A 24,740-nucleotide genomic window follows, 5' to 3' on the forward strand; every position below is an offset into this window, starting at 1 on the left:
TCCAGCCTATTGCCGGCTACTGCTGTCCGGCGAGTACGGTCGGGTTGGCGAGGATGAACTCGGCGAGGTTGTCGTCCTTCACGGCCCGGAACATGTCCCGGCTGAGCTCGTCGAGTTCTTCCCGACCCTGGCCGTTGCCGTTGAAGCTACCGCCGTTGGTCCGCAACATGACGAGGTCGTTGGCGGCCACCCCGCGCAGGGTGAAGACGAAGTCGGCGACCGGAACTCCGCCGGTGTCCAGCACGAACGCCTTACCGGCGGCCTCCATCAGCTCACGCAGCTTCAGCGGGTTGGTCATCACGCCGTCGGCCATGGCCTTCTTGGCCATCCCCTTGAGCAGCTTCTGCTGGTTCTTCTGCCGGTCGTAGTCACCGTTTTCCAGCCCGTACCGCTGCCGGGAGAAGTCCAGCGCCTCCCAGCCTTCCATCTGGCGGCAGCCCTTCTCGTGCACCACCTGCTGCTTGTCCCCACTGACCTTGTCGGCGTCGCTGTTCCACATGGGCTTGCCGTCGACCAGGGTCATGTGGGCCGACGGGGTGTCCGCGTCGACGCAGATCGGGATGCTGCCGAGGCTGTCGATGACCGCCCGGAAGCCGCTGAAGTTGATGATCGCGGCCCCGTCGAAGCTGATCCCGGTCATGCCCTTGATGGTCTCGGCCATCAGTTGGGCTCCCCCGGCGTGACCGGCACCGTTCTGTGCGCCGTGAAAGAACGCCTCGGTGGCCTTGGCGGTGCCGCCGCTGAAGCCGCTGGCCGGGAAGGCCGGCACCTGGACCTCGGTGTCCCTGGGGATCGAGATCAGGTACGCCTGGTCGTGGGTGGCCGGGATGTGCAGGATGATGATCGTGTCGGCCCGGGTGTCGGACTCCGCCCAGCTGCCGCGGTGGTCGATGCCGAGCAGCAGCAGGTCGATCGGGCCTTCGAGGCTGTCACCGCCCTCGGCGTCGGTCTTGCCGGCCACGCCGAGCAGGTTCGCCTGATCGATGTTGCCGGTGGCCTGGTCGATCAACCATTTGCTGCCGACGATCGTGGTGCCGCTGAGCATCATCAGCACGGCGCCCATGATCACCATCGCCCGGGCCCAGCCCGGGTCCTTGCGGCGAGTCCGCTTGCTGGCCGGTCCGCTGGAACGGCCGCGACCACCTGGCCGCCGTCCGGATCCGCCGCGAGCCGCGTGCGGGTTCGCCGACTCGATCGACGTCGTGCGTCGGCGGGTCTGAACCGGCATGCCTGCTCCTGGGGGCGTGACAATAAGGCGTGCCCACTATACGGACCTTCGATGGATTATGCGATGCCGCCGGGGTTTCGGATGTGTATCGGCTCGCGGTGGTCACTCAGCGGGAAGGAAGTACGTCAGTCAGTCACCGGCACCCGGGCTCGGTGTCACATTGGCCTGCACCCACGCGGTCATCTGATCCGCCGCGATCGCCTGGTACATGGACAGCGCCTTCTCCCGGTCGGACACGACCACCGACTCTCCGTTGATCGTCTCGCTCCCGTTGTGCGGGCTGGTCATGAAGTGCAGGTTCTCGCCCCGCAGCTTGCGGAACTGGATCGCCATGTCCACCAACGAGAAGTCCTCGTCGACGGTGACCGCCTTGGTCGTTGCCTTGAGAAACGAGTTGAGCTTGGCGGGGTTCGACAATGTGCCAGAGCTCACAGCCTTGTCCATCAGCGCGCGGAGGAACTCCTGCTGGTGGCGCATGCGGGCGAAGTCACCGTCCGGGAACTGCTTGCGCTGCCGGATCCAGTCCAGCGCTTCCTCGCCATTCATGTGGTTGACGCCCGCGCTGAATTGCCGGAACGGTTTGTGGATCGAGGTCGTGTCCTGCTCGACGGTGAGATCGACGCCACCGAGCGCATCGGTCACCTCGACGAATCCGCCAAAATCGATGGCCATGACATGATTGATCCGGACATCGGTGAAGCATTCGACCGTCCGTACCGCCAGCGGCATGCCGCCGAAAGCGAACGCGGCGTTGACCTTCGCCCGCTGCCCGGTCTCGCACCCGGCCGACGCGTCGGCCGGGATCGGTACGTACAGGTCACGCGGAATGGAGACCAGGTACGCGCGATCGTGCGTCGACGGAATGTGCATCAGGATGATGGTGTCCGCCCGCCACTTCCCCGCCTGGTCCAGCGGCGCGTCCGGATCCCGAGAGTCCGTGCCGATCATCAGGATGTTGAGCGCGCCGTCGACCGAATTCGGCGGCCGACCCTCGGTGATCGCCGAGAAGGGGTCCGTACGGCCGAGATCCTGGTCGAGTCCTCGGGCGTACGCCCACAGCCCACCGCCAGCCAGCAGCGCCAGCACCAGCAGCGCCGCCACACCGACCAGCGCGATCCGGCCCCACCGGGGGCGGACCCGACGGGGCGACCGACCGTACTCGCCGCCGCCCGTGCCGTAACCACCGGGACCGCGCCCACCCGGGCCACCCGGGCCGCCCGCCGTCCGGTAACCGCCAGCGGCCGCTGCCCGGCCCGCGCGGTACCGACCGCTGGCCGCCCCTGCGGATTCGTGCGGGTGCCCGCTCACGCCGTGCCCGCTCACGCCGTGCCCGCCCGGACGTCCGCTCGGTCCGTAGCCGCCCTGATCCCCGGCCGATCCGGGTACCCGGGCCCGACCGGCGGACGAGCCGACCGACGAGCCGTCGGACCGGCGCTGCGCGGGGCGACCCTGGCCGAACACCGAGCCGTCGGCGGGGCGTGCACCGTAGGGGCTGCTGAGTGACATGCCTCCAGCGTACGTATCGCGCGCTCGTGGACCACAGCGTCGGCGCGCCGGTTGGCCCGATCCGGGGAGACGCGGATTCGGCCAGCCCGGCCGTCGGATCAGCCCGGCCCGCAGACTCAGGTCTGCCCGCAGGCTCAGCCCGGCCCGCCGAGCCGATGCCGGAAGTAGGCGATGGTGCGGCGCAACCCGTCCTCGGGTCCGACGGTGGGGTGATAGCCCAGCCGGGTCCGGGCTAGGGTCAGATCGGGTCGGCGCATCTCCGGGTCGTCCGAGGACCGGGTCACGAAGTCGATCGTCGAGGAACTGCCCACCAGGTCGATGACCAACTGGGCGAGGTCGCGCATGGAGAGCTCGTGCTCGGTGCCACAGTTGATCGGCCCGGTCTCGGTCGAATCGAGCAACGCGACGATCCCGGTGACCAGATCCTCGACGTAACAGATGGACCGGGTCTGCGCCCCGGTACCGTGCACGGTGATCGGCTCACCACGCAGCGCCTGGCTGATGAAGGTGGGAACGGCGCGACCGTCGTCCGGCCGCATCCGGGGCCCGTACGTGTTGAAGATCCGGACGATGCCGGCGTCGAGCGCCCGGTAGCGGTGATAGGCCATCGTCGCGGACTCGGAGAACCGCTTGCCTTCGTCGTAGACGCTCCGGACACCGATCGGATTGACGTTGCCCCAATAGCTCTCCGGCTGCGGATGCACCAACGGATCGCCGTACGCCTCCGAGGTGGAGGCCATGATGAACCGGGCCTGGTCGGCCACCGCGCGATCCAGCAGGTGCAGCGTCCCCAGCGAGCCGACCCGCAGGATCTCGATCGGCAGCCCGGCGAAGTCCGTCGGACTGGCCGGTGACGCCAGGTGCATGACCGCGTCGAACCGCTGCTGGATGGCCGGGTGGTGATGTGGCAAGCCGTCGGAGACATCCGCCTCGACCAACGTGAAGCGCGACTCGTCGGACAAATGAGCCACGTTCTCCTTCGACCCGGTGACGAAGTTGTCCACCGCCACCACCGCGCAACCGCGCGCTACCAGCCGGTCGACCAGGTGGGAGCCGACGAATCCCGCACCACCGGTGACCAGCACGCGGTGACCGTCGCCGAATCGGGGAACAGGCAGCATGTCACTGAGCCTAGTGGTAGGGAGGTACCTGGACTGCGGTTGCCACCCGGGTACGGCATGCTCCACACCACTCGGTGTGTGTCCCGTCGCGTCCCGTACGGCGCTGTTCGTGGGGCGGTCGCCGTCGGCCGCGCCCGGGTGTCTGCCGTGCCGCGCCGGGATCAGCCGAGCTCCCGGTACCGCCCCCGGTAGTGGATCAGCGGAGCGTCAGTGCCGTCGCCAATCGAGATTTGCTCCACGGTCGCCTCGACCAACATCCCCCAGCCGTACGGCCGGACGACGTCCACCCGGGCACCGGCCCACGCCGCCGCTACCGGCAGCACCGGACCGTACTCGGTGATCTGCCAGTCGATCCCCGCGAACAGGCCGCCCGGGGCCGGCATCAGTCCGGCGAAGCGGTCGGCCAGCTGCCGGTGGCCCGGACCGAGTGGCGCCACCGCGAACCGACCCGACTCCTCGATCACCTCCAGCAACTGCGACTCCCCGTCCAGCAGGCCGAGTAGCCGTGGCGGGTCGCCGTCCGCGAGCACCGTCGAGGAGACGGTGAGGCCGGCCGGCGGCGCGACCGCGCCATTCGGCTCGTTGGTGCCGGCGGCCTGGTCCGGCCGGCCGCCGCCAGCGGTCCAGAGGGTGACCGCGGTGGCCAGCCGGCCCCGGAGTCGACGTGCGGGCGAACGTTCCTGCTCTGGGGTGGCAAACGGGTCGCTGTGGTGGATCTCGGCGCCGGGCTCGGGATGATTCACGTGAAACATAGTGCCCGAGGACAGACGGTTGTCGGATTGGCTGGCGGTGGCTAGCGGCGCGGCGTCACTGTCGCCAGCAGCTCCGGCATCCGCCTGTCGAGCAGGTCCCCGGTGATGTGCAGGCCGAGCAGCGCCGCGCCGAAGCCGTACCCGACACCGACCGGCAGCGCCAGCCAGCGCCAGACGTCACCGAGCAGTGCGGTCGCCACCACCATCGGCACCGCCGCCGCTGCCGCCGCGATCATCGAGGCGAACACGAGAAGGCTCTTGGCCATCCCCGCACCAGTGTTGAGCGCGAACGGGTTGGACGTCTCCGGTAGCGAGTACGCGCCGATCACCGAGACGATCAGGTTCACCGCCAGACCGGTGCCGTACGCGGCGAACAGCGTCCCGGCCGCTACCGTGATCCAGCCCGGCCGGCCGAGGAACAGCCCGAGCGCCACCGAGATCACCGCCAGCATCGGCACGATGTAAATGGAGAACCCGACCAACCGGGCCCGCAACTCCAGCCGCCCGGGTACCCCGGCGACGACGTTGGCCGCGTACGCGCTGCCGTCGAAACCGAACTGGTTGGCCAGGGTCGCGGCGGCCAGTGCCCCGACGAAGAGCATGGAGAGGCCGAGAGTGGTCGCCGAACCGGACGCCCCGGTGGAGACCTCGACCCCGGATCCGCCGGCGACCATGCTCGCCGTACCGACGTTGAGGATCACCGGCACGAACACGCCGACCACCGCGGTGGTGATCAGGTTGGCCCGTCGGCGCATGTCCCGCCACCAGTAAAGCGTCTCCCGGGCGACCAGGGCGCCGTAGCGGTCCCGACCGAGCCAGCGCAGCGGCCGGGGAAACAGTTGGGAGACCGGCGCACCCAGTTCGCCACGTTCCGCCTTCGCCGGTCCGCTGTTCGCGGTGCCGACCATCGCCGACTCCAGCGACCGGGACCACCACCAGAGCAGTCCGGCGATGGTGGCGGCGGTGATCGCCAGCTTCAGCGGTACGGCCCAGATCCGTCCCTCGACGACGTCGACGCCGAGACTGTACGGCGCGGCCAGCGGCGTCCACCCGACGATCTCGGCCAGCTGCGCCAGCCGACCCCAGTCCGCGCCCTCCAGCCGGCCGATGACCAGCAGCTGCAGGGGGCCGATCAGCGCGGCCAGGACGGCCAGTAGCACCGCGGCCAGGTCGCGGACCCGCCGCGAGCGGAGCATGCCGGCGAACGCGCTGGTGATCGCCCGGCTGGCCGCCACGCCGAGGACAAGCCCGGCGGAGACCCCCACCAGCTGGACAGCGCCGGCCAGCACACCGCCCAGTACCGTCGCCGACACCACCAGGCCCAACGTCGCCAGTAGCACGGCGGCGGTCGGCACTCCGACCAGCGCGGCGGCCAGCAGTCCGGTGACCAGGGTCCGGCGGCCGATCGGCAGCAGCGCGAAGCGGGCCGGGTCGAGGGTTTCGTCGACGCCGAAGAACACCAGCGGAAGCAGCAGCCAGCCGAGCACCAGCAGCCCGCCACCGAATCCGCTGACCAGCACGAAGCCCTGTTCGCTGCCGACGAAGCCGGGTGCGGCGGAGATGAGGAAACCGTTGGCGGCCAGCCACAGGCCGGCGATGATGCCGCCGACGTACATAGTGATCCGCCAGCCCTGGCCGCGCAGGTTGTTGCCCATCACCCGCAACTTGAGCCGGACGAAATGCCGCGCGGACACCGGCCGTCCGGACACTGACGGCACTGCGGCCGGCGCCGCAGACGGCGCCGACGGTCCTGCCGGGTGCGGACTCACAGCCATGCCAGCTCCTCGCCGGTGGCGGTCCGACCGCCGACGACCTCGACGAACACCTCTTCCAGCGACCGACCCGAGCGTACGTCGTCGAGCGTGCCGACCCGCTTGATCACCCCGTCGGCGAGGATCGCTACGTGGCTGCAGAGCCGTTCGACCACGTCCATGACGTGGCTGGAGAAGATCACCGTCCCGCCACCGGAGACGTACCGCTGCAGGATGTCGCGGATCAGCGCGGCCGAAACCGGGTCGACGGCCTCGAACGGTTCGTCGAGCACCAGCAGCCGTGGCCCGTGTAGCAGCGCGCAGGCCAGTCCGATCTTCTTCTTCATCCCGGCCGAATAGTCGACGACCAGGGTGCGCCCGGAGTCACGCAGCGCCAGCACGTCGAGTAGCTCGGCCGCGCGTTGGTCCACCACGGCGGGATCCATGCCCCGGAGCAGCCCGTGATAGGCGAGCAGTTCCGCGCCGGTGAGCCGGTCGAACAGCCGTACCCCGTCGGGTAGAACCCCGAGCAGCGCCTTGGCCCGGACCGGGTCGGCCCAGACGTCGTGGCCGAGTACGTGTGCGGTGCCGGCGTCCGGCCGGAGCAGGCCGACCGTCATCGACAAGGTGGTGGTCTTGCCGGCACCGTTGGGACCGAGCAGGCCGTAGAACGATCCGACCGGTACGTCCAGGTTCACCCCGGCGACGGCGATCTTCGAATCGAACCGTTTGGCGAGTCCCCGCAGGGTCAGTGCCTGCGGCTGGTGGACCTGCTGGGCATCGGCCTGCGTACGAGGAGCCTGCGGGGCATCGGTCATCGGATTCCTTCCGTGGATACTCCGGCCTTCAGGCCGGGGAGGAAACGGAACCCCCTGCGGGGCAGGACAGGGAAAGCCGATCCACCCGCATCCCCACGGCTCACGACCGGATCGTTAGACTGTGGACTGTGTCCAGGACCGTGAAGCGGGCGTTCAAGTACCGCTTCCACCCCACCCCGGAGCAAGCCGCCGAGCTCGCCCGGACGTTCGGCTGTGTCCGGCTGGTCTACAACAAGGCCCTGGCCGCGCGCACCGAGGCCTGGACGCAACGCCAGGAACGGGTCACCTACAACGCCACGTCGGCGATGCTCACCGGGTGGAAGAAGACCGACGAACTCGCGTTCCTCAACGACGTCTCCTGCGTCCCTCTGCAGCAGGCGCTGCGGCATCTGCAGACCGCGTTCACCAACTTCTGGGCGAAACGGGCCCGGTATCCGTCGTTCAAGTCGAGGAAACGGTCGCGGCGGTCTGCGGAGTACACCGCCAGCGCGTTCCGGTGGCGCGACGGCCGCCTCACCCTGGCGAAGATGACCGCACCGTTGGACATCGTGTGGTCGCGTCCGTTGCCGGAGGGTGCGGTGCCGTCGACGGTGACCGTGTCGCAGGACCCGGCGGGCCGCTGGTACGTCTCCCTGCTCTGCGACGACCGGATCGAGCAGGTGTCGGCCTCCACTGCCGTGGTGGGGGTCGACGCCGGTCTCGACAGCCTGTTCACCCTGTCGACCGGGGAGAAGATCGCCAACCCGAGGCACGAACGCCGCGACCGCCAGCGGCTGGCCCGCGCCCAACGCAACCTCGCCCGTAAGGCCAAAGGCTCGGCGAACCGGGCCAAGGCCCGGCTGGCGGTGGCCCGGGTGCATGCCCGGATCGCCGACCGCCGCCGCGACCACCTGCACAAGCTGACCACTCGGCTCGTTCGTGACACCCAAACGATCGTGATCGAGGACCTGGCCGTCCGTAACATGGTGGCCAACCACTCGCTGGCCCGCGCCATCTCCGACGCGGGTTGGCGGCAGTTCCGGACCATGCTGGCCTACAAGGCCGACTGGTACGGCCGGGACCTGGTGGTCGTGGACCGCTGGTTCCCGTCGACCCGACTGTGCTCGGCCTGTGGCGCCCTCGCGCAACACCTGCCGTTGGCGGTCCGGTCGTGGACGTGCCGGTGCGGGCGGACCCACGACCGGGACGTGAACGCGGCCCGCAACCTTCTCGCGGAGGGGCTCTCCGTGATTGCCTGTGGAGGCGGTGTAAGACCTCACCGGGAGTTCTCCTCTCGGACGGGGCGGTCGTCGGTGAAGCAGGAACCCCTGGGGCGACCCAGGGAATCCCCGTCGGTTAGGGCGGGGAGGATTGTCAAGACCCGACGGTAACCACAGCCGGCCAGGTTCCGCTCGGGCGCAGGAACGATCCGTCCCTCGTACCTGGGGCACGAGGGACGACGGCAGGAGGCACGACGCGCGAAGGCACGACACACTAGAGCAGGACGCGCCCGACACGTACCTGACGCCGCGTGCCTAGAGTCGCAGGCTCTCCGGCGCGTGCAGCCGCAGCATGGTGGCGTTGAGCTGGTTCGGCAGCCGTCGGCGGGTCACCGCCGAGACCAGCACCATCACCGCGAACGCCAACGGTACGGTCCACGCCGCCGGTTGCGCGACCAGCGCAGCCGGCCAGCCGGTCAACGGCGGACCGAGTACGGTGCACAGCACCGCGCCGACCGCCGCACCGCCACCGACGACGATCCCGGCCGCCGCGCCGGCGTCGGTCAGACCCCGCCACCAGATGCCGAGCACAAGCAACGGGCAGAAGCTCGACGCCGCCACCGCGAACGCCAGCCCGACGACCTGCGAGACGTCCAGGCCGGAGACGTTCAACGCGAGCACCATCGGCACCAGGCCGGCGACCAGCGCGGCCAACCGGAAACCCGACACGGAGCCGCTTTTCAGCACGTCGGTCGAGACCGCCCCGGCGACGCTGGTCAGCAACCCGGAGGAGGTGGAGAGAAACGCGGCGAACGCCCCGGCGGCGACCAGCGCGGCGAGCAGTTGGCCGAGCAGTCCGCCGCCGAGCGCGGCCTCCGGCAGCAGCACCACCACGGCGTCGGAGCGGCCGGTCATCAGCAGCTGCGGGGTGTAGATCCGGCCGAGCACCCCGTACAGGGTGGGGAACAGGTAGAACGTGCCGACCAGGGCGAGCACCACCAGGGTGGTCCGGCGGGCGGCGGCACCGTCCGGGTTGGTGTAGAACCGCACCAGTACGTGCGGCAGCCCCATGGTGCCGAGGAAGGTCGCCAGGATCAGCGAGTACGTGGCGAACAGGCCCTGGTCGCCGTGCTCGGGGTCGCCGGGGAACAGCCACGAGAGCCCACGGTTGGCGTCGACGCCGGACACCTCGGGCACCTCGTCACCGGCGGCGAAGCTCACCTCCGTACCCGGGTCGACCTGCTCGGTGCGGCCGTCGAGGTAGGTGAGGGTCGCGGGCTGCTCGACCACGACGGTGGTGGCCTGGGTGAAGGTCAATCCGTCCGGTGGGGTGACCGGCGGTCGGCCGTCGGCCTGCCACTGCAGGGCCAGGAAGATCGCTGGTACGGCGAGCGCGGTCAACTTCAGCCAATACTGGAAGGCCTGCACGAAGGTGACCGCCCGCATGCCGCCGAGCGCCACGTTCGCGGTCACCACCCCGCCGACCAGCAGCGCCCCCAGCGGGTACGGCGCCCCGGTGACCGTGGCCAGGGTCAGGCCGGCCCCCTGCAACTGTGGCAGCAGATAGAACCAGCCGATGAAGATGACGAACACGGTGGCCAGTTGGCGCAGCCGGCGCGAGCCGAGCCGGATCTCGCAGAAGTCGGGCAGGGTGAACGCACCGGAGCGGCGCAGCGGCGCCGCCACGAACAGCAGCAACGCCAGGTAGCCGGCGGCGAATCCGACCGGATACCAGAGCACGTCGACGCCGTACTTGAGGATCAGCCCGGCGATGCCGAGGAACGACGCGGCGGACAGGTATTCGCCGCCGATCGCCGCCGCGTTCCAGGCCGGGCTGACCGTACGGGAGGCGACCAGGAAGTCCGAGGTGGTCCGGGCCAGTTTGAGACCGTAGAAGCCGATCGCGACGGTCACCAGGGTGACCGCCACCAGCGCCGGGATCACGTACGGGTTGGCCACCGGTCGTGCCTCAGCGTTCCGGCCGGCGGACCAGGGCGGTGAAGTCCTGTTCGTTGCGTTCGGCCAGGTGGACGTAGGCGATCCCGACCGCGACGAGGAACGGGAACGCGCCGACGCCGAGCAGCAGCCAGGGCAGGTTGACGCCGGCCAGCTTCATGGTGCCGACCGCCGGGGCGACGGCGAACAGCAGCGGCAGGGCGCCGAGTCCGATCGCGACGACGACCGCCAGCCGTAGCGCCAGCGCGAGTTGGGCCCGGACCAGGCCACGGATCAGCGTTTCGCCGATCTGGGTTTGTTCGGCGAGGTCGGCGCGGAGCCGGTCGGGGTCGCCGCGTCGCCGGGTGTCGGCCAGCACGACCCGGACCCGCTGGGGTGGCTGGGCGGGCGGTGCGGGTCCCGGTCCCGATCCCGGTCCCGCTGTCGGGTGTGGCTGGCCGGCGCCGTCGGGCGTGGCGTTGCCCGCGTCGTCGGTTTCGGCCATGCCGGCAGTCTCACCGCCCGCCGCTGATTGTCAAGCATCGGTACGCCGTCGCGGCCCGATCTGTGCCTCGACGCCCCACACCGCCGGATCTGACCGGGGAGCATGTCCGACCCCGGCTCGACAGCGAAGCGCCCAACCGCATCGACAGCGAAGCGCCCAACCGCAGGAGGCGATTGGGCGCTGCTGAAGCCCGGCGAGAGGCTTTGTGGCCAGGGGCGGGGTCGAACCGCCGACCTTCCGATTTTCAGTCGGACGCTCGTACCAACTGAGCTACCTGGCCGGGCACTCGGGTCATGGTACCCGTCCGGTGACCGATGCCACCGACCGGTGGCCATGGCCCCGGAAAACGCAACGCCGCGCGTCGAAACGCACGGCGATCGGCGTTGCGCGGTCCTGACGGGACTTGAACCCGCGACCTCCGCCTTGACAGGGCGGCGAGCACTCCAACTGCTCCACAGGACCTCGTGTCGCTCTGGCCTGGCACCGGAACTCCGGCGTCGACCAGTCTTGCCCCGGCCTGAGCCGGTCGTGCCCCCAACGGGATTCGAACCCGTGCTACCGCCTTGAAAGGGCGGCGTCCTGGGCCGCTAGACGATGAGGGCGGCCCCATCATCATCGCACATGGCGACTCTGACGGTCGTGCTCCCATCCGGCCCCGCCGGAAGCTTGCGAAAGCATACGTGACGCGTACGCCTCGGACCAAACCAGATCGAGGGGCTGGAAGGATCAGGGGGAAAGGCTAGCACCGAGCAGTGTGATCCCGTACCGCTGCCTCAGTTCGGCCAGTACGGCGGGGCAGGCGGCCACCGTCGCGGACCGGTCGCCACCGCCGTCGTGCAGCAGGACGATCGAGCCGGGGCGGGACTTCGTCTGAATCCGGTCGACGATCTCGTCGTGGGTCGGCTTGTCCCAGTCGCGGGGGTCGACGTCCCAGTCGAGGGCGACCATGCCCAGGTCGTTGGCGACCGCCACGGCCGTCGGCGTCCACGCCCCGCCGGGGTGCCGGAAGTGCCCGATCGGCACGCCGGGGACCACCCGTCGGATTTCCTTGTTGGTCCGCAGCAGGTTGGCCCGGATCTCCGTCTCGGGCCGCAGCCCGAGATCGAGTTCGTGGCCCCAGCTGTGGTTGCACAGGGTGTGTCCCTCCCGCACGATCCGGGCCACCAGCGCCGGATGTCGCCGGACCTCGGTGCCGACCAGGCAGAACATCGCCTTGACCTGGGCCGCCCGCAGTTGGTCGAGGATCTGCGGGGTCCACGTCGGGTGCGGCCCGTCGTCGAACGTCACCGCGACCCGTGAGCTGCCGGTCAGCCGTTGCAGCAGGCGCGGGTCGACGGTGGGCCGAGGGGCGGCACTCGGCGACCCGCCGGGCGAGCCTGCGGCACCCGCAGGGGAGCCGGTGGCGGACGGCGCGGCCGACGGCCGGGGCGGCGGATCGGGGTCGACCGAGGGCGGCGGGGTCGGTGTCACACCCGGCGGCGGGCTCGGTGCCGGGTCGGCGGCCGGGTTGTCGGTCACCGATTCCGGCGGCGGCTGCGGTGCCGGCCCGAGACCCGCCGTGGCCGACCAGGACGGTGGGGTCTGCCGGGCGGCGCGGACGGCGGCGATGCTCTCGCTGCCGACCAGCAGGGCGAACACCGTCAGACCGGCCGCGAACACGGTGCGTTTCGACATCTCGACTCCGGGCAGAGGGGGTACGCCAGAGCGGGCGATCCCACACGCTAGCCGAGGATTGCTCGCGGATCGACCCACGTTTCGCCCGCCGGCTCCGGATCGGCCGAGGCGACCGTCTGGTCGGCCACCTGGCACAGGGTCACCGCGCTCGCCAGTGTCCCGGCGTGGGCCACCCCGTCGGGCAGCTGGTCGACGGTCCACCCCGGGCCGGTCGCCAACACCAACAGCGGGCGGTGCCGACCCGTACGGACGGCCGACAGCTGGGCCGGATCGGCCGTGCTGGCCGAATGTGACCAGACGACCACCGCCGACGGGCCGGTCCGGTCGGTCGCCGCGACCAGCGCCGCCGCCGGTACGCGGGCACCGAGCAGGCGGCTCACCACCCCGGCTTCGGTGAGCGCCGCCGCCAGTGCCTCCAGCGGCAGGGTGTGCTGTTCCTCGTCGGCGCAGGCCAGCAGCACCCCTGGCCCACCACGGTGGGAGCCGCCACTGGTCGCCGGCCGGGTGACGGTGGCGAAGGCCTCCGAGACGCAGCGGGACAGCAGGTGCTCGACCTCGATGAAACCGGAGGTCGCGGCGTACCGGTCGCCCAACCCGGCCAGCACCGGTCGCAGTACGTGTTCCCAGGTGGCGACGACCCCGTCGGTCCGCAACGCCCGTTCGATGATGTCCCGCATCGCGCCGTTGTCCAGCCGTACGGCGGCTCGGGCCAGCCCCCGGGCCACCGGACCGGCCGCGCCGACGCCGATGGTGAACCCGCCCCCGGCGCGACTGACCCCCGCCGGGCTGGAAACCTGGCCGACCCCCGCCGGGCCGGAAGCTTGGCTGGCCCCCGCCGGGCCGGGGACGCGGCTGACGTCTGTCCCGGTCGGCTCGCCGGTCTCGGCGGTCTCGGCGCTCCGCGTCCACGGCGCACGCCGGGCCCAGCGGGCCGCTTCGGCCGGGGCGACCCCGTCTGCCGTCAACCGGCGCATCACCTCCAGCCGGGCCAGGTCTTCCTGGCTGTACCGACGGTGGTGACCTTTGACGTGCTGGGTCGGCCCCAGCCCGTACCGCTGATGCCAGGTCCGCAGTGTGGTGACGGCGACGCCGAGCCGGCGTGCCACGCTGCCCGCGCTCAGCGCGTCATCGCCCACCCGACCGCTCCGGGGCGGCGCCCTGGCCTTCCTGGCGCAGGGCGGAGAACCGGCCTTCCTGACGGAGGGCGAAGAACTGGCCGGCGACGCCGGCCAGCCACGGCGCGTACGTGTCGGGGGTGTCGGTCAGGCCGGTGCGCAACTGGTCGGCGGGCACCCAGCGCAGTTCGGCGACCTCGGTGGGATCCGGGCGTAGCGGGGTGTCCGGGTCGAGCCGACCGAGCAGTACGTGGTCGTACTCGTACTCGGTCCGTCCGGTGACCGGGTCGGTGGCGTGGTAGGTGTGGACGCCGATCTCGGTTAGCTCGACCGGCGGTATGCCCACTTCCTCATCGAGGCGGCGGATGGCGGCTTCGGTGATGGACTGTCCCGGTTGGGGATGCCCGCAGCAGGTGTTGGCCCAGCGCAGCGGGAAGCGGGTCTTGACCGCCGCGCGCTGTTGCAGCAGGAGCCGGTCGTCGGCGTCGACCAGGAGGACCGAGAACGCCCGGTGCAGCTGGCCGGGGGGCTGATGGGCGTCGGCGACGGTGATCGCCCCGATCGGCTGGCCGGCTGGGTCGACCAGTTCGACCAGGTGGTGCTCCCGCGAATCGATCATCACGCGCTCCCCGCCATCACAGGCTTTCCGCCATCACACGCTCCCTGAGCTGGTCGGTCGCCGGATCGGCCAGCCGAACGACCGGCCGTCGGTCCGTCGGTCCGTCGCCGGTCCCCCGGTGATCCGGCCGGCGGCCAGCTTCCCAGAGATCAACACCATCGGTACGCCGACCCCTGGCTGGGTGCCGGAGCCGACGAAGACGACGTTCTCCAGGGTGGGGTGCAGGTTTCCCGGGCGGAACGGTCCGGTCTGGAACAGGCTGTGCGCGGCGGCGAACGGTGTCCCGGCGGCCATCCCGGCGTCGGCCCAGTCGGCCGGGGTGACCACCTCGCAGACTTCGACACCGTCGGCGAAGCCACGGTAGCCGCGTTCCTCCAGGGTGCCGATCAGCTCGTCGGCGTACCGCTGGGGGAGGTCCCCGCGCCAGTCCAGGTCGCCGCGGTCGAGGTTGGGGACCGGTGCCAGGACGTAGTAGGTGTGCCCGCCGGCCGGCGCGACCGACGGATCGGTCCGGCTGGGGTTGGTGACCAGCAGCGACGGGTCGGACATCAACTCGCCCCGGCGGATTACCTCGTCGAAGGTGCCCTTCCACAACCGGCCGAAGTGGATGTTGTGGTGGGCGATCCTGTCGTAGCCCTGCCGGGAGCCGACGTGCAGCACGACGCAGGACGGCGAGTAGCGCAACCGTCGGCGTCGGGTCGGCGGCAGCAGTTCGGCGTAGGCGATCGGCAGGTCGGGGTTGAGCACGACGACATCCGCCGCGATGCGTTCGCCGTCGGCGGTGTGTACGGCGCGGGCCCGACCGGCGGAGGTCTCCACCTGGGTCACTGTCGTGCCGTAGCGGATCTGGACGCCGTGTTTCTCGGCGGCGGCGGCGAGCGCCCGGGGTACGGCGTGCATGCCGCCCCGGGGGAACGACACTCCGGCGACCGAGTCCAGGTAGGCGATGACGGTGTAGATGGCCAGCGCGTCGTGGGGTGCCAGCCCGGCGTACATGGCCTGGAAGGAGAAGATTCGCCGGGTACGGGGGTCGGCGAAGAACTGGTCGATCTTGCTCTGCATGCGCCGGAACGCGCCGCCGGCCAGCAGCCGCAGCAGGTTGGCGGTGAGCAGGTCGCGGGGGCTGTCGAGGTTGCGGTCGATGAAGTCGGCGCGTTCCAGCTGCCACAGCCGCTGGGCGTAGTCGACGAACCGCAGGTAGCCGTCGGCTTCCCGGGGGCCGCACACCCGGGACACTTCGGCCGCCATCCGGGCGGTGTCGGTGATCACGTCGAGGGTGGAGCCGTCCGGGTAGTAGGCGCGGTAGGCCGGATCGAGTGGGGTCAGCTCCAGCCAGTCGGTGATGTTCTCACCGACCGCGTCGAGCGCCTCGGAGATCAGCTCCGGCATGGTGAGTACGGTCGGGCCGGTGTCGAACTCGTAGCCGTCGACGGACCGTCGGCCGGCCCGGCCGCCCGGCACCGCTTCCCGTTCCAGCAGGGTGACCTGCCGTCCGGCGGCGGCGAGGTGCAGGGCACAGGCCAGGCCCCCCAGTCCGGCTCCGACGACGATCACCCGCTCGGTCGCCCCGCTCACGGTCCGCATGCCGCGACCACCTCCTTTTGAGCAGTGCGCACAATCATGCCTGCCGCGTCGTCGCGGCTACCGCCAGGTCGGTGAGGACACCACGGGCGGTGTCGTCGATCGGTGCGCTGGTCAGCGCGCTGACGCCGGCCATCACCCGTCGCTCGATCATCCGTTCGACCTGGGCGGCGGCACCGGTTTCGACGACGATCTCGGCCAACCGGGCGACCCGTTGGCGGGTCTGCTCCTCGCTGCCGTCATCGCCGTCACCGGTACCGGCTGTGTCGACGGGCAGCGCGTCGAGCGCGGCTGCCTGGTGCCTGGTGGCCAGCTCGCGGGCGAGCAGCAGCAGTACGGTCGGTTTGCCGGTTCGCAGGTCGTCGCCGGCTGGTTTGCCGGTGACCGCCGGGTCGCCGAACACCCCGAGCAGGTCGTCCCGGAGTTGGAAGGCCTCGCCGACGTTGCCGCCGTACCGGGTGTAGGCGGTGCGGACGGCGTCGGCCTGACCTGGGTGGTCGGATCCGCCGGTGGACCCGACCGACGCGGTCGACGCGGGTTCGACCGCCCCGGCCAACGCGGGTTCGACCGCCCCGGCCAACGCGGCACCGAGGTGCATCGGCCCGGTGACGGTGTAGCTGGCCGTCTTGTGCCGGGCCACCCGCAGGGCCCGTTCCACCGACCAGTTGCCGGCGTCGCTTTCGCCGAGGACGTCGAGGTACTGCCCGGCGATCGTGTCGATCCGCATCTGGTCGTAGCAGCGGCGTACCGCCAGCATGGTCGTGGCGGGGACGCCGGACGCGGCGAGTAGCCGGTCGGCCCAGACCAGGCAGAGGTCGCCGACCAGGACGGCGGCGGCGTCGCCGAAGCGGACCGGGTCGCCGGTGCGGCCGGAGGCGCGGTGCTGGCCAGCCAGTCGTCGGTGGGCGGTCGGGCGGCCCCGGCGGGTGGCGGAGGCGTCCATCACGTCGTCGTGGACCAGCGCGAAGGCGTGGAGCAGTTCGAGTGCGGCGAGGGCCGGCAGGATCGGGGCCAGCGGCGGGCCGGTGCCGACCACGCCGCGCCATCCCCAGTGCGCGAAGACCGGTCGGAGCCGTTTGCCGCCGGTGAGCACGCTGTCCCGGGCGATCTGGGCGAACTGCCGCAGACCGGGATCGAGCACGTCCAGTGCGTCCATCTCGGTGGAGAGGAAGTCGATCAGCGTGTCGTCGACCGCTGTCGTCAGCGCGTCGCGCCCGGTGGCCGCCGACCGCGCGGATCCGGGCGGCTCGGGCGGGGTCTCGACCGCCACCCGGAGGGCATTGCCGGCAACTGTGTCGTTGGCCACGCGGCCGAGCGTACCCTAGGGTCGGAAGTTGCGTCGATTCTTGCGTCGATATTCCAGGAGGGACTGTGGACACCGACTTGACCGCTGCCTACGAAAGCTGCCGTGAGCTGCATAAACGGCACGGGCGTACCTACTATCTCGCGACCCGGCTGCTGCCGCAGTGGAAACGACGGCATGTGCATGCTTTGTATGGATTCACCCGGTACGCCGACGAGATCGTCGACCGCACCGACGATCTGCCGCCCGCCGACCGGGCGGCCGCCCTCGACAGCTGGTCGGAGCGGTTCCTCGCCGGACTGCACGGCGCCCCCGTCGACGACCCGCTGCTGCCCGCCGTACTGCACACCATCGCCGTGTTCGACCTGGACCGCGCCGACTTCACCGCGTTCCTGCGCAGCATGGCGATGGACCTGACAGTCACCTCGTACCCGCGCTACACCGACCTGCTCGACTACATGGAGGGCTCGGCGGCGGTGATCGGCACGATGATGCTGCCGATCCTCGGCAGCACCGACCGGGCCGCCGCCCGGGAACCGGCCCGCCAACTCGGCTTCGCCTTCCAGCTGACCAACTTCATCCGTGACGTCGCCGAGGACCTGGCCCGGGGCCGGACCTACCTGCCCGACGAGGACCTGGCGATGTTCGGCGTCACCCGCGCCGACCTGGTCGACGCCGCCCGCCGCCGGCAGGCGACCCCGCCGATCATCGCGCTGATCGAGTACGAGGTCGGCCGGGCACAGGCCCACTACGCCGCCGCCGCACCCGGTGTCACGCTGCTCGAACCCGCGTCCCAGGCGTGCATCCGCACCGCGTACGCCCTGTACGGCGGCATCCTCGACGAGATCGCGGCGGTCGGCTACGACGTGTTCGCCCGTCGGGCCGTCGTCCCCGACCGACGCCGGGCCGCCGTCGCGTTGCGTGCCCTGCTCACGCCGGCCGGCACCCCGGTCACCCTGCCCGGCCCGGCCGCCCCGGTCGAGGCGTCGCCCGCTGCTGTCGCGCCGTCTGCTGCCGCCGCGCCGGTGTCGACGCCGGCCGCCCCGTAGCCGCCCGCCACCCATGCGTACCGTCGTCGTGCTCTTCACCCGCGACCTGCGGATCCACGACCACCCGGCGCTGGCCACCGCCGCCGCCACCGCAGCCCACGTGGTGCCGCTGTTCGTGTTCGACCCCCGGCTCGGCGGACGATCGGCCAACCGGGACCGGTTCCTGCACGCCAGCCTCGCCGACCTGCGTGCGGCGTTGCGCGGACGCGGCGGTGACCTGGTGCTGCGCGGCGGCGACCCGGTGACCGAGACGATCCGACTCGCCCGCGAGGTCGACGCCGACGGAGTCGCCGTCTCCGCCGACGTCAGCCACTACGCGCGGCGACGGGAGCGGCGACTGCGCGCCGAATGCGAGCGGCACCGCATCGCGTACCGCGCCTTTCCCGGCCTGACCGTCGTCGACCCGGCGGCGGTCACCCCGACCGGCGGCGACCACTACAAGGTGTTCACCCCCTACTTCCGGGCCTGGAGCGCGGCGACCTGGCGGACCGAGTTCGCCCCACCGGACCAGATCCGGCTACCGGTCGGGATCCGCGTCGGCCGGCTGCCGGCGCTGCCGGCCGGCGAGTCGCCGCAGTCCGCCGCCGGAGGCGAGACCGCCGGGCGGCAGCGGCTACGCCAATGGCTGACCACCATCGACTCGTACGGCGACCGGCACGACGACCTGGCCGGCGACGCCACCGCCCGGATCAGCCCGTACCTGCGGTTCGGCTGTCTGTCCCCGCTGTCGGTGGCCGTCGCCGCCGGTGACCGGGACGGCCCGTTCGTCCGGCAGGTCTGCTGGCGAGACTTCTACTACCAGGTCGCGTACGCCTTCCCGGACCTCGCCACCACCGCCTACCGGGCCAGCGCCAAGGAAGAGTGGCGCTACGACGACACCGCGCTCGACGCGTGGCGGGCCGGACACACCGGCCTGCCGATCGTGGACGCCGGGATGCGGCAACTGCGCGCCGAAGGCTGGATGCACAACCGGGCCCGGCTGATCACCGCCGGCTACCTGACCAAGGAACTCGGGCTCGACTGGCGGGCCGGACTGGACTGGTTCGCCCGCTGGCTGCTCGACGGCGACCTGCCGAACAACGCCGGCAACTGGCAGTGGGTGGCCGGCACCGGCAACGACACCAAGCCGTACCGGCGGTTCAACCCGGTACGCCAGGCGCACCGGTTCGACCCGACCGGGGACTACGTACGGCGCTACCTGCCGGAGCTGGCCGGGGTCGCCGGCAAGGCCGTACACGAGCCGTGGACGCTGCCGGAGGCGACCCGGCGCGGACTCGACTACCCGCCACCGCTGTCCGAACGCTGAGCGTTGAGCTTCGAGCGGTGAGCGGTGAGCGGTGAGCGGTGAGCGGTGAGCGGTGAGCGGTGAGCGGTGAGCGGTGATCACCGAGTGCCCGCCCGGTGCCCGGCCGCCGCAGGTGGCATGCTGGCCGGCATGAGTGAGCCGCACCAGGTGGATGTCGTCGTCGTCGGATTGGGTGTCGGTGGCGAGGAGGTCGCCGGCCGGCTCGCCCAGGCCGGGCTGCGCGTCGTCGGCGTCGAACGGCGGCTGGTCGGCGGCGAGTGCCCGTACTGGGGCTGTGTGCCGAGCAAGATGATGATCCGGGCCGCCAACGCGCTCGCCGAAGGCCGCAGGATCGCCGGCTTGGCCGGTGCCGCCGACGTCCGCCCCGACTGGGCCCCGGTCGCCCGGCGGATCCGCGACGAGGCCACCGCCGACTGGACCGACGCCGCCGCCGTGGACCGGCTCTCCACCAAGGGGGTACGGGTGGTGCGCGGCACCGCCCGGCTGACCGGCAAAGGTGAGGTCACCGTTGACGACCAGCAGCAGTTCACCGCCCGTCTGGGCGTGGTGATCGCCACCGGCACCACCCCGGTGGTGCCGCCGATCGACGGCCTGGTCGGCACGCCGTACTGGACGAACCGGCAGGCGATCGAGGTGACCGAGCTGCCGGAATCGCTTGTCGTCCTCGGTGGCGGGGCGATCGGGCTGGAACTGGCCCAGGTCTTCGCCCGGTTCGGCGTACGGGTGACCGTCGTCGAAGGTGGGCAGCGGTTGCTGTCCATGGAGGAGCCGGAATCGTCCGCGCTCGCCGCGCGGGTGTTCGCCGCCGAGGGCGTACGGGTCTGCACCGGCACCCGGGCCGAGCGGGTGGAGCACCGCGACGACACGTTCGTCGTGCACTTGTCCGACGGTGGTCCGGAGAGCGGGCAGCGCCTGCTGGTGGCCACTGGCCGGCGCGGTGACCTCGGCGAACTCGGGCTGGACGCGGTGGGCCTGAACCCGGCCAGCCGCTATCTGTCGGTCGACGAGCGGATGCGGGTCGCCGACGGGATGTGGGCGGTCGGCGACATCGCCGGCCACGGTGCCTTCACCCATGTGGCGATGTACCAGGCCGACGTGGCGATCCGGAACATCCTCGGCCAGGGTGGACCGGCCGCCGACTATCGCGCCGTGTCCCGGGTGACCTTCACCGATCCGGAGATCGGCGCGGTCGGGCTGACCGAGCGGCAGGCCCGGGAGCAGGGCATCGACGTACGGGTGGCGGTCACCGAGGTGCCGGACTCGTCGCGGGGCTGGATCCACGGGCCGGGCAACGAGGGGTTCGTCAAGCTGGTCGCCGACGGGCGGCGGGGTGTACTGGTCGGGGCGACGTCGGCGGGTCCGACCGGCGGTGAGGTGCTCGGCGCGCTCGCGGTCGCGGTGCACGGCGAGGTGCCGCTGGCCAGCCTGCGGCACATGATCTACGCGTACCCGACGGTGCACCGCGCCATCCTGTCCGCCGTACAGCAGCTGACCTGACCTACCGTGCCGTCCGGCGCCCTTCGTTAGGTGATTCTGGTCCCGTCAGGGAATGATGACCATCCATGAGACGCGTCCCGGACAGCTTCCTCTTCGGCGTCGCCACCTCCGGTCATCAGACCGAGGGCGACAACACCAGCAGCGACACCTGGTTCCTGGAGAACGTCGCGCCGACGGTCTTCGCCGAACGCTCCGGCCGTGCCTGTAACAGCTGGCAGCTGTGGCGCGACGACCTCGATCTGGTGCAGGCGATGGGGCTGGACGCCTTCCGGTTCTCAGTGGAGTGGGCGCGGGTCGAGCCCGAGAAAGGCGTCTTCTCCAGCGAGGCGTTGGACCACTACGCGGCGATCGTCGACAGCTGCGCCGGCCGGGGCCTCGCCGTGGTGGTGACGTTCAACCACATGACCTGCCCGCACTGGTTCGCCGCGCGCGGCGGCTGGTTGGACCCCGCCGCACCCGAGCTGTTCGCCCGCTACTGCGACCAGGTGATGCGCCGATTCGGCGACCGGATCACCGTGGCCGTCACCCTCAACGAGCCGAACCTGCCGCAGCTGTTGTCCTGGACGGACGTGCCGGAGTCGGTGCGGTCGCTGGAACGGACCACGCTGGCGGCGGCCAGCGCCGCCGCCGGGGTCCCTCGCTACCGGGTCAGCAACATCATGCTGCCGGAGGAGTTCGACGCGATGCGCGACGGCATGACGGCGGTCCACCTCGCCGCCCGTACGGCGGTGAAGGCCCGGCGGCCCGACCTGCCGGTGGGGCTGTCCATCGCGATCGTTGACGACCGGGTTGCCGGCGACGACGCGACGCTGCGCGACCGCAAGCGCGCCGAGGTGTACGACCACTGGCTGCGGTTGGCCCGCGACGACGACTTCATCGGCATCCAAAATTACGAAAGCGCGGTCTACGACGCGACCGGGCTGTTGCCGCCGCCGCCGGACGCCATCCTGCATCAGCTGGGCTCGGCGATCGACCCGGCGTCGCTGGGCGGCGCGGTGCGGTACGCGTACGAGGTCAGCGGGGTGCCGGTCTTCGTAACCGAACACGGCGTCGGCGTCGACGACGACGCCCTGCGGGCGGCCTTCATCGAACCGTCGCTGGCCGGCCTGCTCGACGCGATCGACGACGGCGTACCGGTGCTCGGCTACTGCCACTGGACGCTGCTGGACAACTTCGAGTGGACCGCCGGCTACCGGTTCCACTTCGGTCTGCACATCGTGGACCGGGAGACGTTCGTCCGTACCCCCAAACCCAGTGCCGCCCGGTACGCCGCCATCGCCACCAGCCGGTCTGTGCCCTGAACCCGGGAGCTGCGTCAGCTGAGCGGTGCTCGGGTCAGGGTGGTGATGCTGGAGACGACGGGTATCTCTGTCCCGGCGAGTTCCGCCGGACGCGCGGCGTCGCGAGTACCGCAGGCTCGGACAGGTCGCTGATCACCGCCACCTGGTGTCCGCTGGCCACGCATGCGTCGAGGAGCTCCGGCAGACCTCCGGCGGGTTGTGCGGTGAGGGCGGCATCGAGTTCAAGTGCCGACACCACCGCTTCCGCCTCGGCGGCGACATCGGGCTCACGCTCCGCGAGATAGCCACGCTGCCCCTCGCGGACCTGCGAACCCGGGATGGGGCGACCGGCGGGCCCTGCCAACCCGCAAGATCGTGACAGGGTCGATGCCCAAGTTCAACACCTAGGATGGCTCGATGGCCATTCCCGAGATGCGACCTGGTGACGGCCCGGCCGACAGGCCCCGGGTCGACGAAGCGCTGCGGTTGCTCTCCGGAGTGCCGGTCGGGCTCGGTGTCGCCACCGGGCGGCTGAGCCGTGGCAGCGGTGTCTACGCCTGGTGGGCTGCGCCCTCGGTCCTCCCCGACCTCCCCGGGCCGCCGAACGGGAGCGTCCCGTCGCTGCGGATGCTGTATCTCGGGCGGGCGACCAGCCTGCGCGGCCGGATCCTGCGCAACCATCTGCGGCGCTCGGGCAGCTCGACCCTGCGTCGTACGTTGGCCGGGCTTCTGGTGTCCGAGGGCTACCGGACGACGTGGACCGACCGGGTCGTCCTGATCCCTGAGGACGAGGCGCGGCTGACCGCGTGGATGTCCGCGAATCTGCTTTTGACCTGGGCGGAGTACGCGGAGCCGGCGGGCATCGAGGCCGAGCTTGTCCGGCGGGTGCACCCGCCGCTCAACGTCCACGGCGTCGACCCCGAGCACATCCAACCGGCCGTGGTGGCCGCCAAGAGCTCGTACAACTCCGGCAGCATGCCGGGGAGCGAGCTACCCGCCGTCGCTGCCGTCGCGCAGGGAACGGACCATGCTTTGCAGGATCCGGAACGCGGCTGACTGCTCGGTCTCGGTCAAGCCGGCCAGCATCCTGGCCTCGACCGACCGGACCGCCACGCTCGCCTTCTCGAGACTGCGCCTGCCACGGGGCGTGAGCCGCGTGGGGAGGACCTTCCCGACGGGCGCCTCCGCCGGCCTGGTCACGTAGCCCTCTCGCTCCAGGGCCTGGAGCAGTACGTTCATCGACTGTCGGGTCACGAAGGCGCCCCGCGCGAGGTCGGAGTTCGACAAGCCTGGTCGTTGAGCGAGCAACTCGAGGCACGCGTATCGCGTCACGCTCATCCCGAGTGGCCGCAGCACCTCCTCCATGGCTTGGCGCAGTGCGCTCGACGCCTCTTTCAGCAGGTAGCCCAGGGACGTCTCCAGGTCGACGCCTACCCCGTCTTGACTCATGTCAGCATTCTGACATAGGTTGTCCCGTGTCAGGACACTGACACGTGGAAACGGAGATCGTCATGCCCGTCACCGGCCCCGACTTCATCTCGCTGCAAGCGCGCGACCTCGACGCCTCACGGGCGTTCTACGAGCAGTACCTCGGCCTCGTACGCTCGCCAGCCGGACCGCCGCACGCCGTCGTCTTCGAGACGAAGCCCATCGCCTTCGCGCTGCGCGACATCGTCCCCGGCACCGACCTCGCAGCCGTCGCTCAGCCCGGCATCGGTGCCGCGATCTGGCTGCACGCCACGGACGTACAGGCGATTCACGATGCTCTCGTCGCCGACGGCCACACCATCGTCTCCGCACCGATCGACGGCCCGTTCGGTCGGACGTTCACCTTCGCCGACCCCGACGGCTACCAGATCACCCTTCACGACCGCGCCTGAAAGCCGATCACGCACGCGCGCAGGAGTTCCAGCGACGACCGGCGACGTCACCGCAGGTCGAGTCGCATGAGCACGCGCGGGAACCCGGCGAGCACCGAGGTGGTGTCGGCCGCCTTCACGAAGCCGGCGTGCTCGAACACCGCCCGGGTACCGACGTAGGCCATCGTCAGGTCGACCTTCTCCCCGCCGTTGTCGACGGGATAGCCCTCGATCGCCGGCGCGCCGCGCTCACGGGCGAACGCGACGGCACCGGCGAGCAGATGGTGCACGATGCCCTGTTTGCGGTGGCCGGGCCGTACCCGGAAGCACCACACGCTCCACACGTCGAGATCGTCGAGGTGCGGGATCCGCCTGTTGCCGGCGAAGCTCGTGTCGGCTCGCGGGTGCACCGCCGCCCAGCCGACGACCTCGCCGCCGTCGTAGGCGAGCACTCCGGGAGGAGGGTCCAGCCCGACGAGTTGGCGCACCCGTTCGCCGCGCGTCGGCCCGCGCAACTGCAGGTTTTCTTTCGAGCCGATGCGGTAGCTCAGGCACCAGCACACGTTGGCGTCCGGCCGCTTCGGGCCCACCAGGGCCGCGACATCCTCGAACACCGTCGCCGGGCGTATCTCGATGTCCATG

At 71.0% G+C, this 24,740-nt stretch carries 21 protein-coding genes, 3 tRNA genes and 1 pseudogene; 7 read left to right on the top strand and 18 right to left on the bottom strand.

The window, feature by feature from the left end:
- Window positions 1-16 precede the first annotated feature (16 nt).
- The 6 genes and pseudogenes from O7632_RS03280 to O7632_RS03305 form a co-directional block, all read right to left on the bottom strand.
- On the bottom strand, window positions 17-1,228 hold the full coding sequence (locus O7632_RS03280) for an LCP family protein (protein WP_278111313.1): 1,212 nt from the start codon (window positions 1,226-1,228) through the stop codon (window positions 17-19).
- A 129-nt stretch (window positions 1,229-1,357) separates the two neighbouring features.
- Window positions 1,358-2,734, bottom strand: coding sequence for an LCP family protein (locus O7632_RS03285; RefSeq protein WP_278111315.1), 1,377 nt, complete (start codon window positions 2,732-2,734; stop codon window positions 1,358-1,360).
- Window positions 2,735-2,868: 134 nt separating this feature from the next.
- A complete protein-coding gene (locus O7632_RS03290; RefSeq protein ID WP_278111317.1) occupies window positions 2,869-3,855 on the bottom strand; it encodes a GDP-mannose 4,6-dehydratase in 987 nt (328 codons plus the stop codon).
- 161 nt (window positions 3,856-4,016) lie between these two features.
- Window positions 4,017-4,613 (bottom strand): annotated as a pseudogene (locus O7632_RS03295) (flavin reductase family protein); the annotation flags it as partial.
- 35 nt (window positions 4,614-4,648) lie between these two features.
- Window positions 4,649-6,325, bottom strand: a complete 1,677-nt coding sequence (locus O7632_RS03300; RefSeq protein ID WP_347403619.1) for an ABC transporter permease — start codon at window positions 6,323-6,325, stop codon at window positions 4,649-4,651.
- 47 nt (window positions 6,326-6,372) lie between these two features.
- Window positions 6,373-7,176 (bottom strand): ABC transporter ATP-binding protein, encoded by an 804-nt coding sequence (locus O7632_RS03305; protein WP_278111319.1) that lies wholly within the window; start codon window positions 7,174-7,176, stop codon window positions 6,373-6,375.
- A 128-nt stretch (window positions 7,177-7,304) separates the two neighbouring features.
- On the opposite strand from O7632_RS03305, the gene O7632_RS03310 reads away from it, so the two are divergent.
- The gene (locus O7632_RS03310; protein ID WP_278111321.1) at window positions 7,305-8,546 is read left to right on the top strand and encodes a transposase; all 1,242 of its coding nucleotides are present in this window, start codon (window positions 7,305-7,307) and stop codon (window positions 8,544-8,546) included.
- Window positions 8,547-8,690: 144 nt separating this feature from the next.
- Here the strand turns inward: O7632_RS03310 and O7632_RS03315 are convergent, their stop codons facing one another.
- From O7632_RS03315 to O7632_RS03360, 10 genes are all read right to left on the bottom strand, one after another.
- Entirely contained in the window at window positions 8,691-10,334 is a 1,644-nt protein-coding gene (locus tag O7632_RS03315; protein WP_278111323.1) for a cation acetate symporter, read from the bottom strand.
- Between the two features lie 10 nt (window positions 10,335-10,344).
- Window positions 10,345-10,815, bottom strand: a complete 471-nt coding sequence (locus O7632_RS03320) for a hypothetical protein (protein ID WP_278111325.1) — start codon at window positions 10,813-10,815, stop codon at window positions 10,345-10,347.
- A 206-nt stretch (window positions 10,816-11,021) separates the two neighbouring features.
- Window positions 11,022-11,095: transfer RNA gene (locus O7632_RS03325), tRNA-Phe, on the bottom strand.
- Window positions 11,096-11,203: 108 nt separating this feature from the next.
- Window positions 11,204-11,277 (bottom strand) — tRNA-Asp (locus tag O7632_RS03330).
- 67 nt (window positions 11,278-11,344) lie between these two features.
- Window positions 11,345-11,417: transfer RNA gene (locus O7632_RS03335), tRNA-Glu, on the bottom strand.
- 124 nt (window positions 11,418-11,541) lie between these two features.
- Entirely contained in the window at window positions 11,542-12,489 is a 948-nt protein-coding gene (locus tag O7632_RS03340; protein ID WP_278111327.1) for a polysaccharide deacetylase family protein, read from the bottom strand.
- Window positions 12,490-12,536: 47 nt separating this feature from the next.
- On the bottom strand, window positions 12,537-13,625 hold the full coding sequence (locus tag O7632_RS03345) for a MerR family transcriptional regulator (protein ID WP_278111329.1): 1,089 nt from the start codon (window positions 13,623-13,625) through the stop codon (window positions 12,537-12,539).
- Window positions 13,615-14,220 (bottom strand): isopentenyl-diphosphate Delta-isomerase, encoded by a 606-nt coding sequence (gene idi / locus O7632_RS03350; protein ID WP_278119795.1) that lies wholly within the window; start codon window positions 14,218-14,220, stop codon window positions 13,615-13,617. The genes O7632_RS03345 and idi overlap by 11 nt, the downstream gene beginning before the upstream one ends.
- A 36-nt stretch (window positions 14,221-14,256) precedes the next feature.
- Window positions 14,257-15,807: a phytoene desaturase family protein gene (gene crtI / locus O7632_RS03355; RefSeq protein WP_278111331.1), complete on the bottom strand. Its 1,551-nt coding sequence runs from the start codon at window positions 15,805-15,807 to the stop codon at window positions 14,257-14,259.
- A gap of 34 nt (window positions 15,808-15,841) precedes the next feature.
- Window positions 15,842-17,074 (bottom strand): polyprenyl synthetase family protein, encoded by a 1,233-nt coding sequence (locus O7632_RS03360; protein ID WP_278119796.1) that lies wholly within the window; start codon window positions 17,072-17,074, stop codon window positions 15,842-15,844.
- 101 nt (window positions 17,075-17,175) lie between these two features.
- Here O7632_RS03360 and O7632_RS03365 point away from each other — a divergent pair, with 101 nt between their 5' ends.
- The 5 genes from O7632_RS03365 (at window position 17,176) to O7632_RS03385 (ending at window position 23,295) form a co-directional block, all read left to right on the top strand.
- Entirely contained in the window at window positions 17,176-18,156 is a 981-nt protein-coding gene (locus tag O7632_RS03365) for a phytoene/squalene synthase family protein (protein WP_278111332.1), read from the top strand.
- Between the two features lie 13 nt (window positions 18,157-18,169).
- Window positions 18,170-19,462 carry a deoxyribodipyrimidine photo-lyase gene (locus tag O7632_RS03370; protein WP_278111334.1) on the top strand — a complete coding sequence of 431 codons (1,293 nt, stop codon included), beginning with the start codon at window positions 18,170-18,172 and terminating at the stop codon, window positions 19,460-19,462.
- 129 nt (window positions 19,463-19,591) lie between these two features.
- Window positions 19,592-20,959, top strand: coding sequence for an NAD(P)/FAD-dependent oxidoreductase (locus O7632_RS03375; protein ID WP_278111336.1), 1,368 nt, complete (start codon window positions 19,592-19,594; stop codon window positions 20,957-20,959).
- A 65-nt stretch (window positions 20,960-21,024) separates the two neighbouring features.
- On the top strand, window positions 21,025-22,260 hold the full coding sequence (locus O7632_RS03380) for a family 1 glycosylhydrolase (RefSeq protein WP_278111337.1): 1,236 nt from the start codon (window positions 21,025-21,027) through the stop codon (window positions 22,258-22,260).
- A 396-nt stretch (window positions 22,261-22,656) separates the two neighbouring features.
- Complete coding sequence (locus tag O7632_RS03385) at window positions 22,657-23,295, top strand: GIY-YIG nuclease family protein (RefSeq protein ID WP_278111339.1); 639 nt, start codon at window positions 22,657-22,659, stop codon at window positions 23,293-23,295.
- Here O7632_RS03385 and O7632_RS03390 read toward each other — a convergent pair.
- Window positions 23,230-23,688: a MarR family transcriptional regulator gene (locus tag O7632_RS03390; protein WP_278111341.1), complete on the bottom strand. Its 459-nt coding sequence runs from the start codon at window positions 23,686-23,688 to the stop codon at window positions 23,230-23,232. The two genes, O7632_RS03385 and O7632_RS03390, sit on opposite strands and share 66 nt — an antisense overlap.
- Before the next feature lie 62 nt (window positions 23,689-23,750).
- Between O7632_RS03390 and O7632_RS03395 the strand changes: the two genes are divergently transcribed.
- Window positions 23,751-24,119 carry a VOC family protein gene (locus O7632_RS03395; protein WP_278111343.1) on the top strand — a complete coding sequence of 123 codons (369 nt, stop codon included), beginning with the start codon at window positions 23,751-23,753 and terminating at the stop codon, window positions 24,117-24,119.
- Between the two features lie 47 nt (window positions 24,120-24,166).
- On the opposite strand, the gene O7632_RS03400 is transcribed toward O7632_RS03395, so the two are convergent.
- Window positions 24,167-24,739, bottom strand: coding sequence for a GNAT family N-acetyltransferase (locus tag O7632_RS03400; protein WP_278111345.1), 573 nt, complete (start codon window positions 24,737-24,739; stop codon window positions 24,167-24,169).
- Window position 24,740 lies beyond the last annotated feature (1 nt).

This window comes from Solwaraspora sp. WMMD406 (genome assembly GCF_029626025.1).
Classification (GTDB): Bacteria; Actinomycetota; Actinomycetes; order Mycobacteriales; family Micromonosporaceae; genus Micromonospora_E.

Bases quoted from the DNA above. Each gene is read 5' to 3' on its own strand.
- O7632_RS03395 (WP_278111343.1), top strand. From the start codon at position 23,751: ATGCCCGTCACCGGCCCCGACTTCATCTCGCTGCAAGCGCGCGACCTC.
- O7632_RS03320 (WP_278111325.1), bottom strand. From the start codon at position 10,815: ATGGCCGAAACCGACGACGCGGGCAACGCCACGCCCGACGGCGCCGGC.
- O7632_RS03380 (WP_278111337.1), top strand. From the start codon at position 21,025: ATGAGACGCGTCCCGGACAGCTTCCTCTTCGGCGTCGCCACCTCCGGT.
- O7632_RS03340 (WP_278111327.1), bottom strand. From the start codon at position 12,489: ATGTCGAAACGCACCGTGTTCGCGGCCGGTCTGACGGTGTTCGCCCTG.
- O7632_RS03375 (WP_278111336.1), top strand. From the start codon at position 19,592: ATGAGTGAGCCGCACCAGGTGGATGTCGTCGTCGTCGGATTGGGTGTC.
- O7632_RS03400 (WP_278111345.1), bottom strand. From the start codon at position 24,739: ATGGACATCGAGATACGCCCGGCGACGGTGTTCGAGGATGTCGCGGCC.
- crtI (WP_278111331.1), bottom strand. From the start codon at position 15,807: ATGCGGACCGTGAGCGGGGCGACCGAGCGGGTGATCGTCGTCGGAGCC.
- O7632_RS03290 (WP_278111317.1), bottom strand. From the start codon at position 3,855: ATGCTGCCTGTTCCCCGATTCGGCGACGGTCACCGCGTGCTGGTCACC.
- O7632_RS03285 (WP_278111315.1), bottom strand. From the start codon at position 2,734: ATGTCACTCAGCAGCCCCTACGGTGCACGCCCCGCCGACGGCTCGGTG.
- O7632_RS03385 (WP_278111339.1), top strand. From the start codon at position 22,657: ATGGCCATTCCCGAGATGCGACCTGGTGACGGCCCGGCCGACAGGCCC.
- O7632_RS03370 (WP_278111334.1), top strand. From the start codon at position 18,170: ATGCGTACCGTCGTCGTGCTCTTCACCCGCGACCTGCGGATCCACGAC.
- O7632_RS03390 (WP_278111341.1), bottom strand. From the start codon at position 23,688: ATGAGTCAAGACGGGGTAGGCGTCGACCTGGAGACGTCCCTGGGCTAC.
- O7632_RS03280 (WP_278111313.1), bottom strand. From the start codon at position 1,228: ATGCCGGTTCAGACCCGCCGACGCACGACGTCGATCGAGTCGGCGAAC.
- O7632_RS03305 (WP_278111319.1), bottom strand. From the start codon at position 7,176: ATGACCGATGCCCCGCAGGCTCCTCGTACGCAGGCCGATGCCCAGCAG.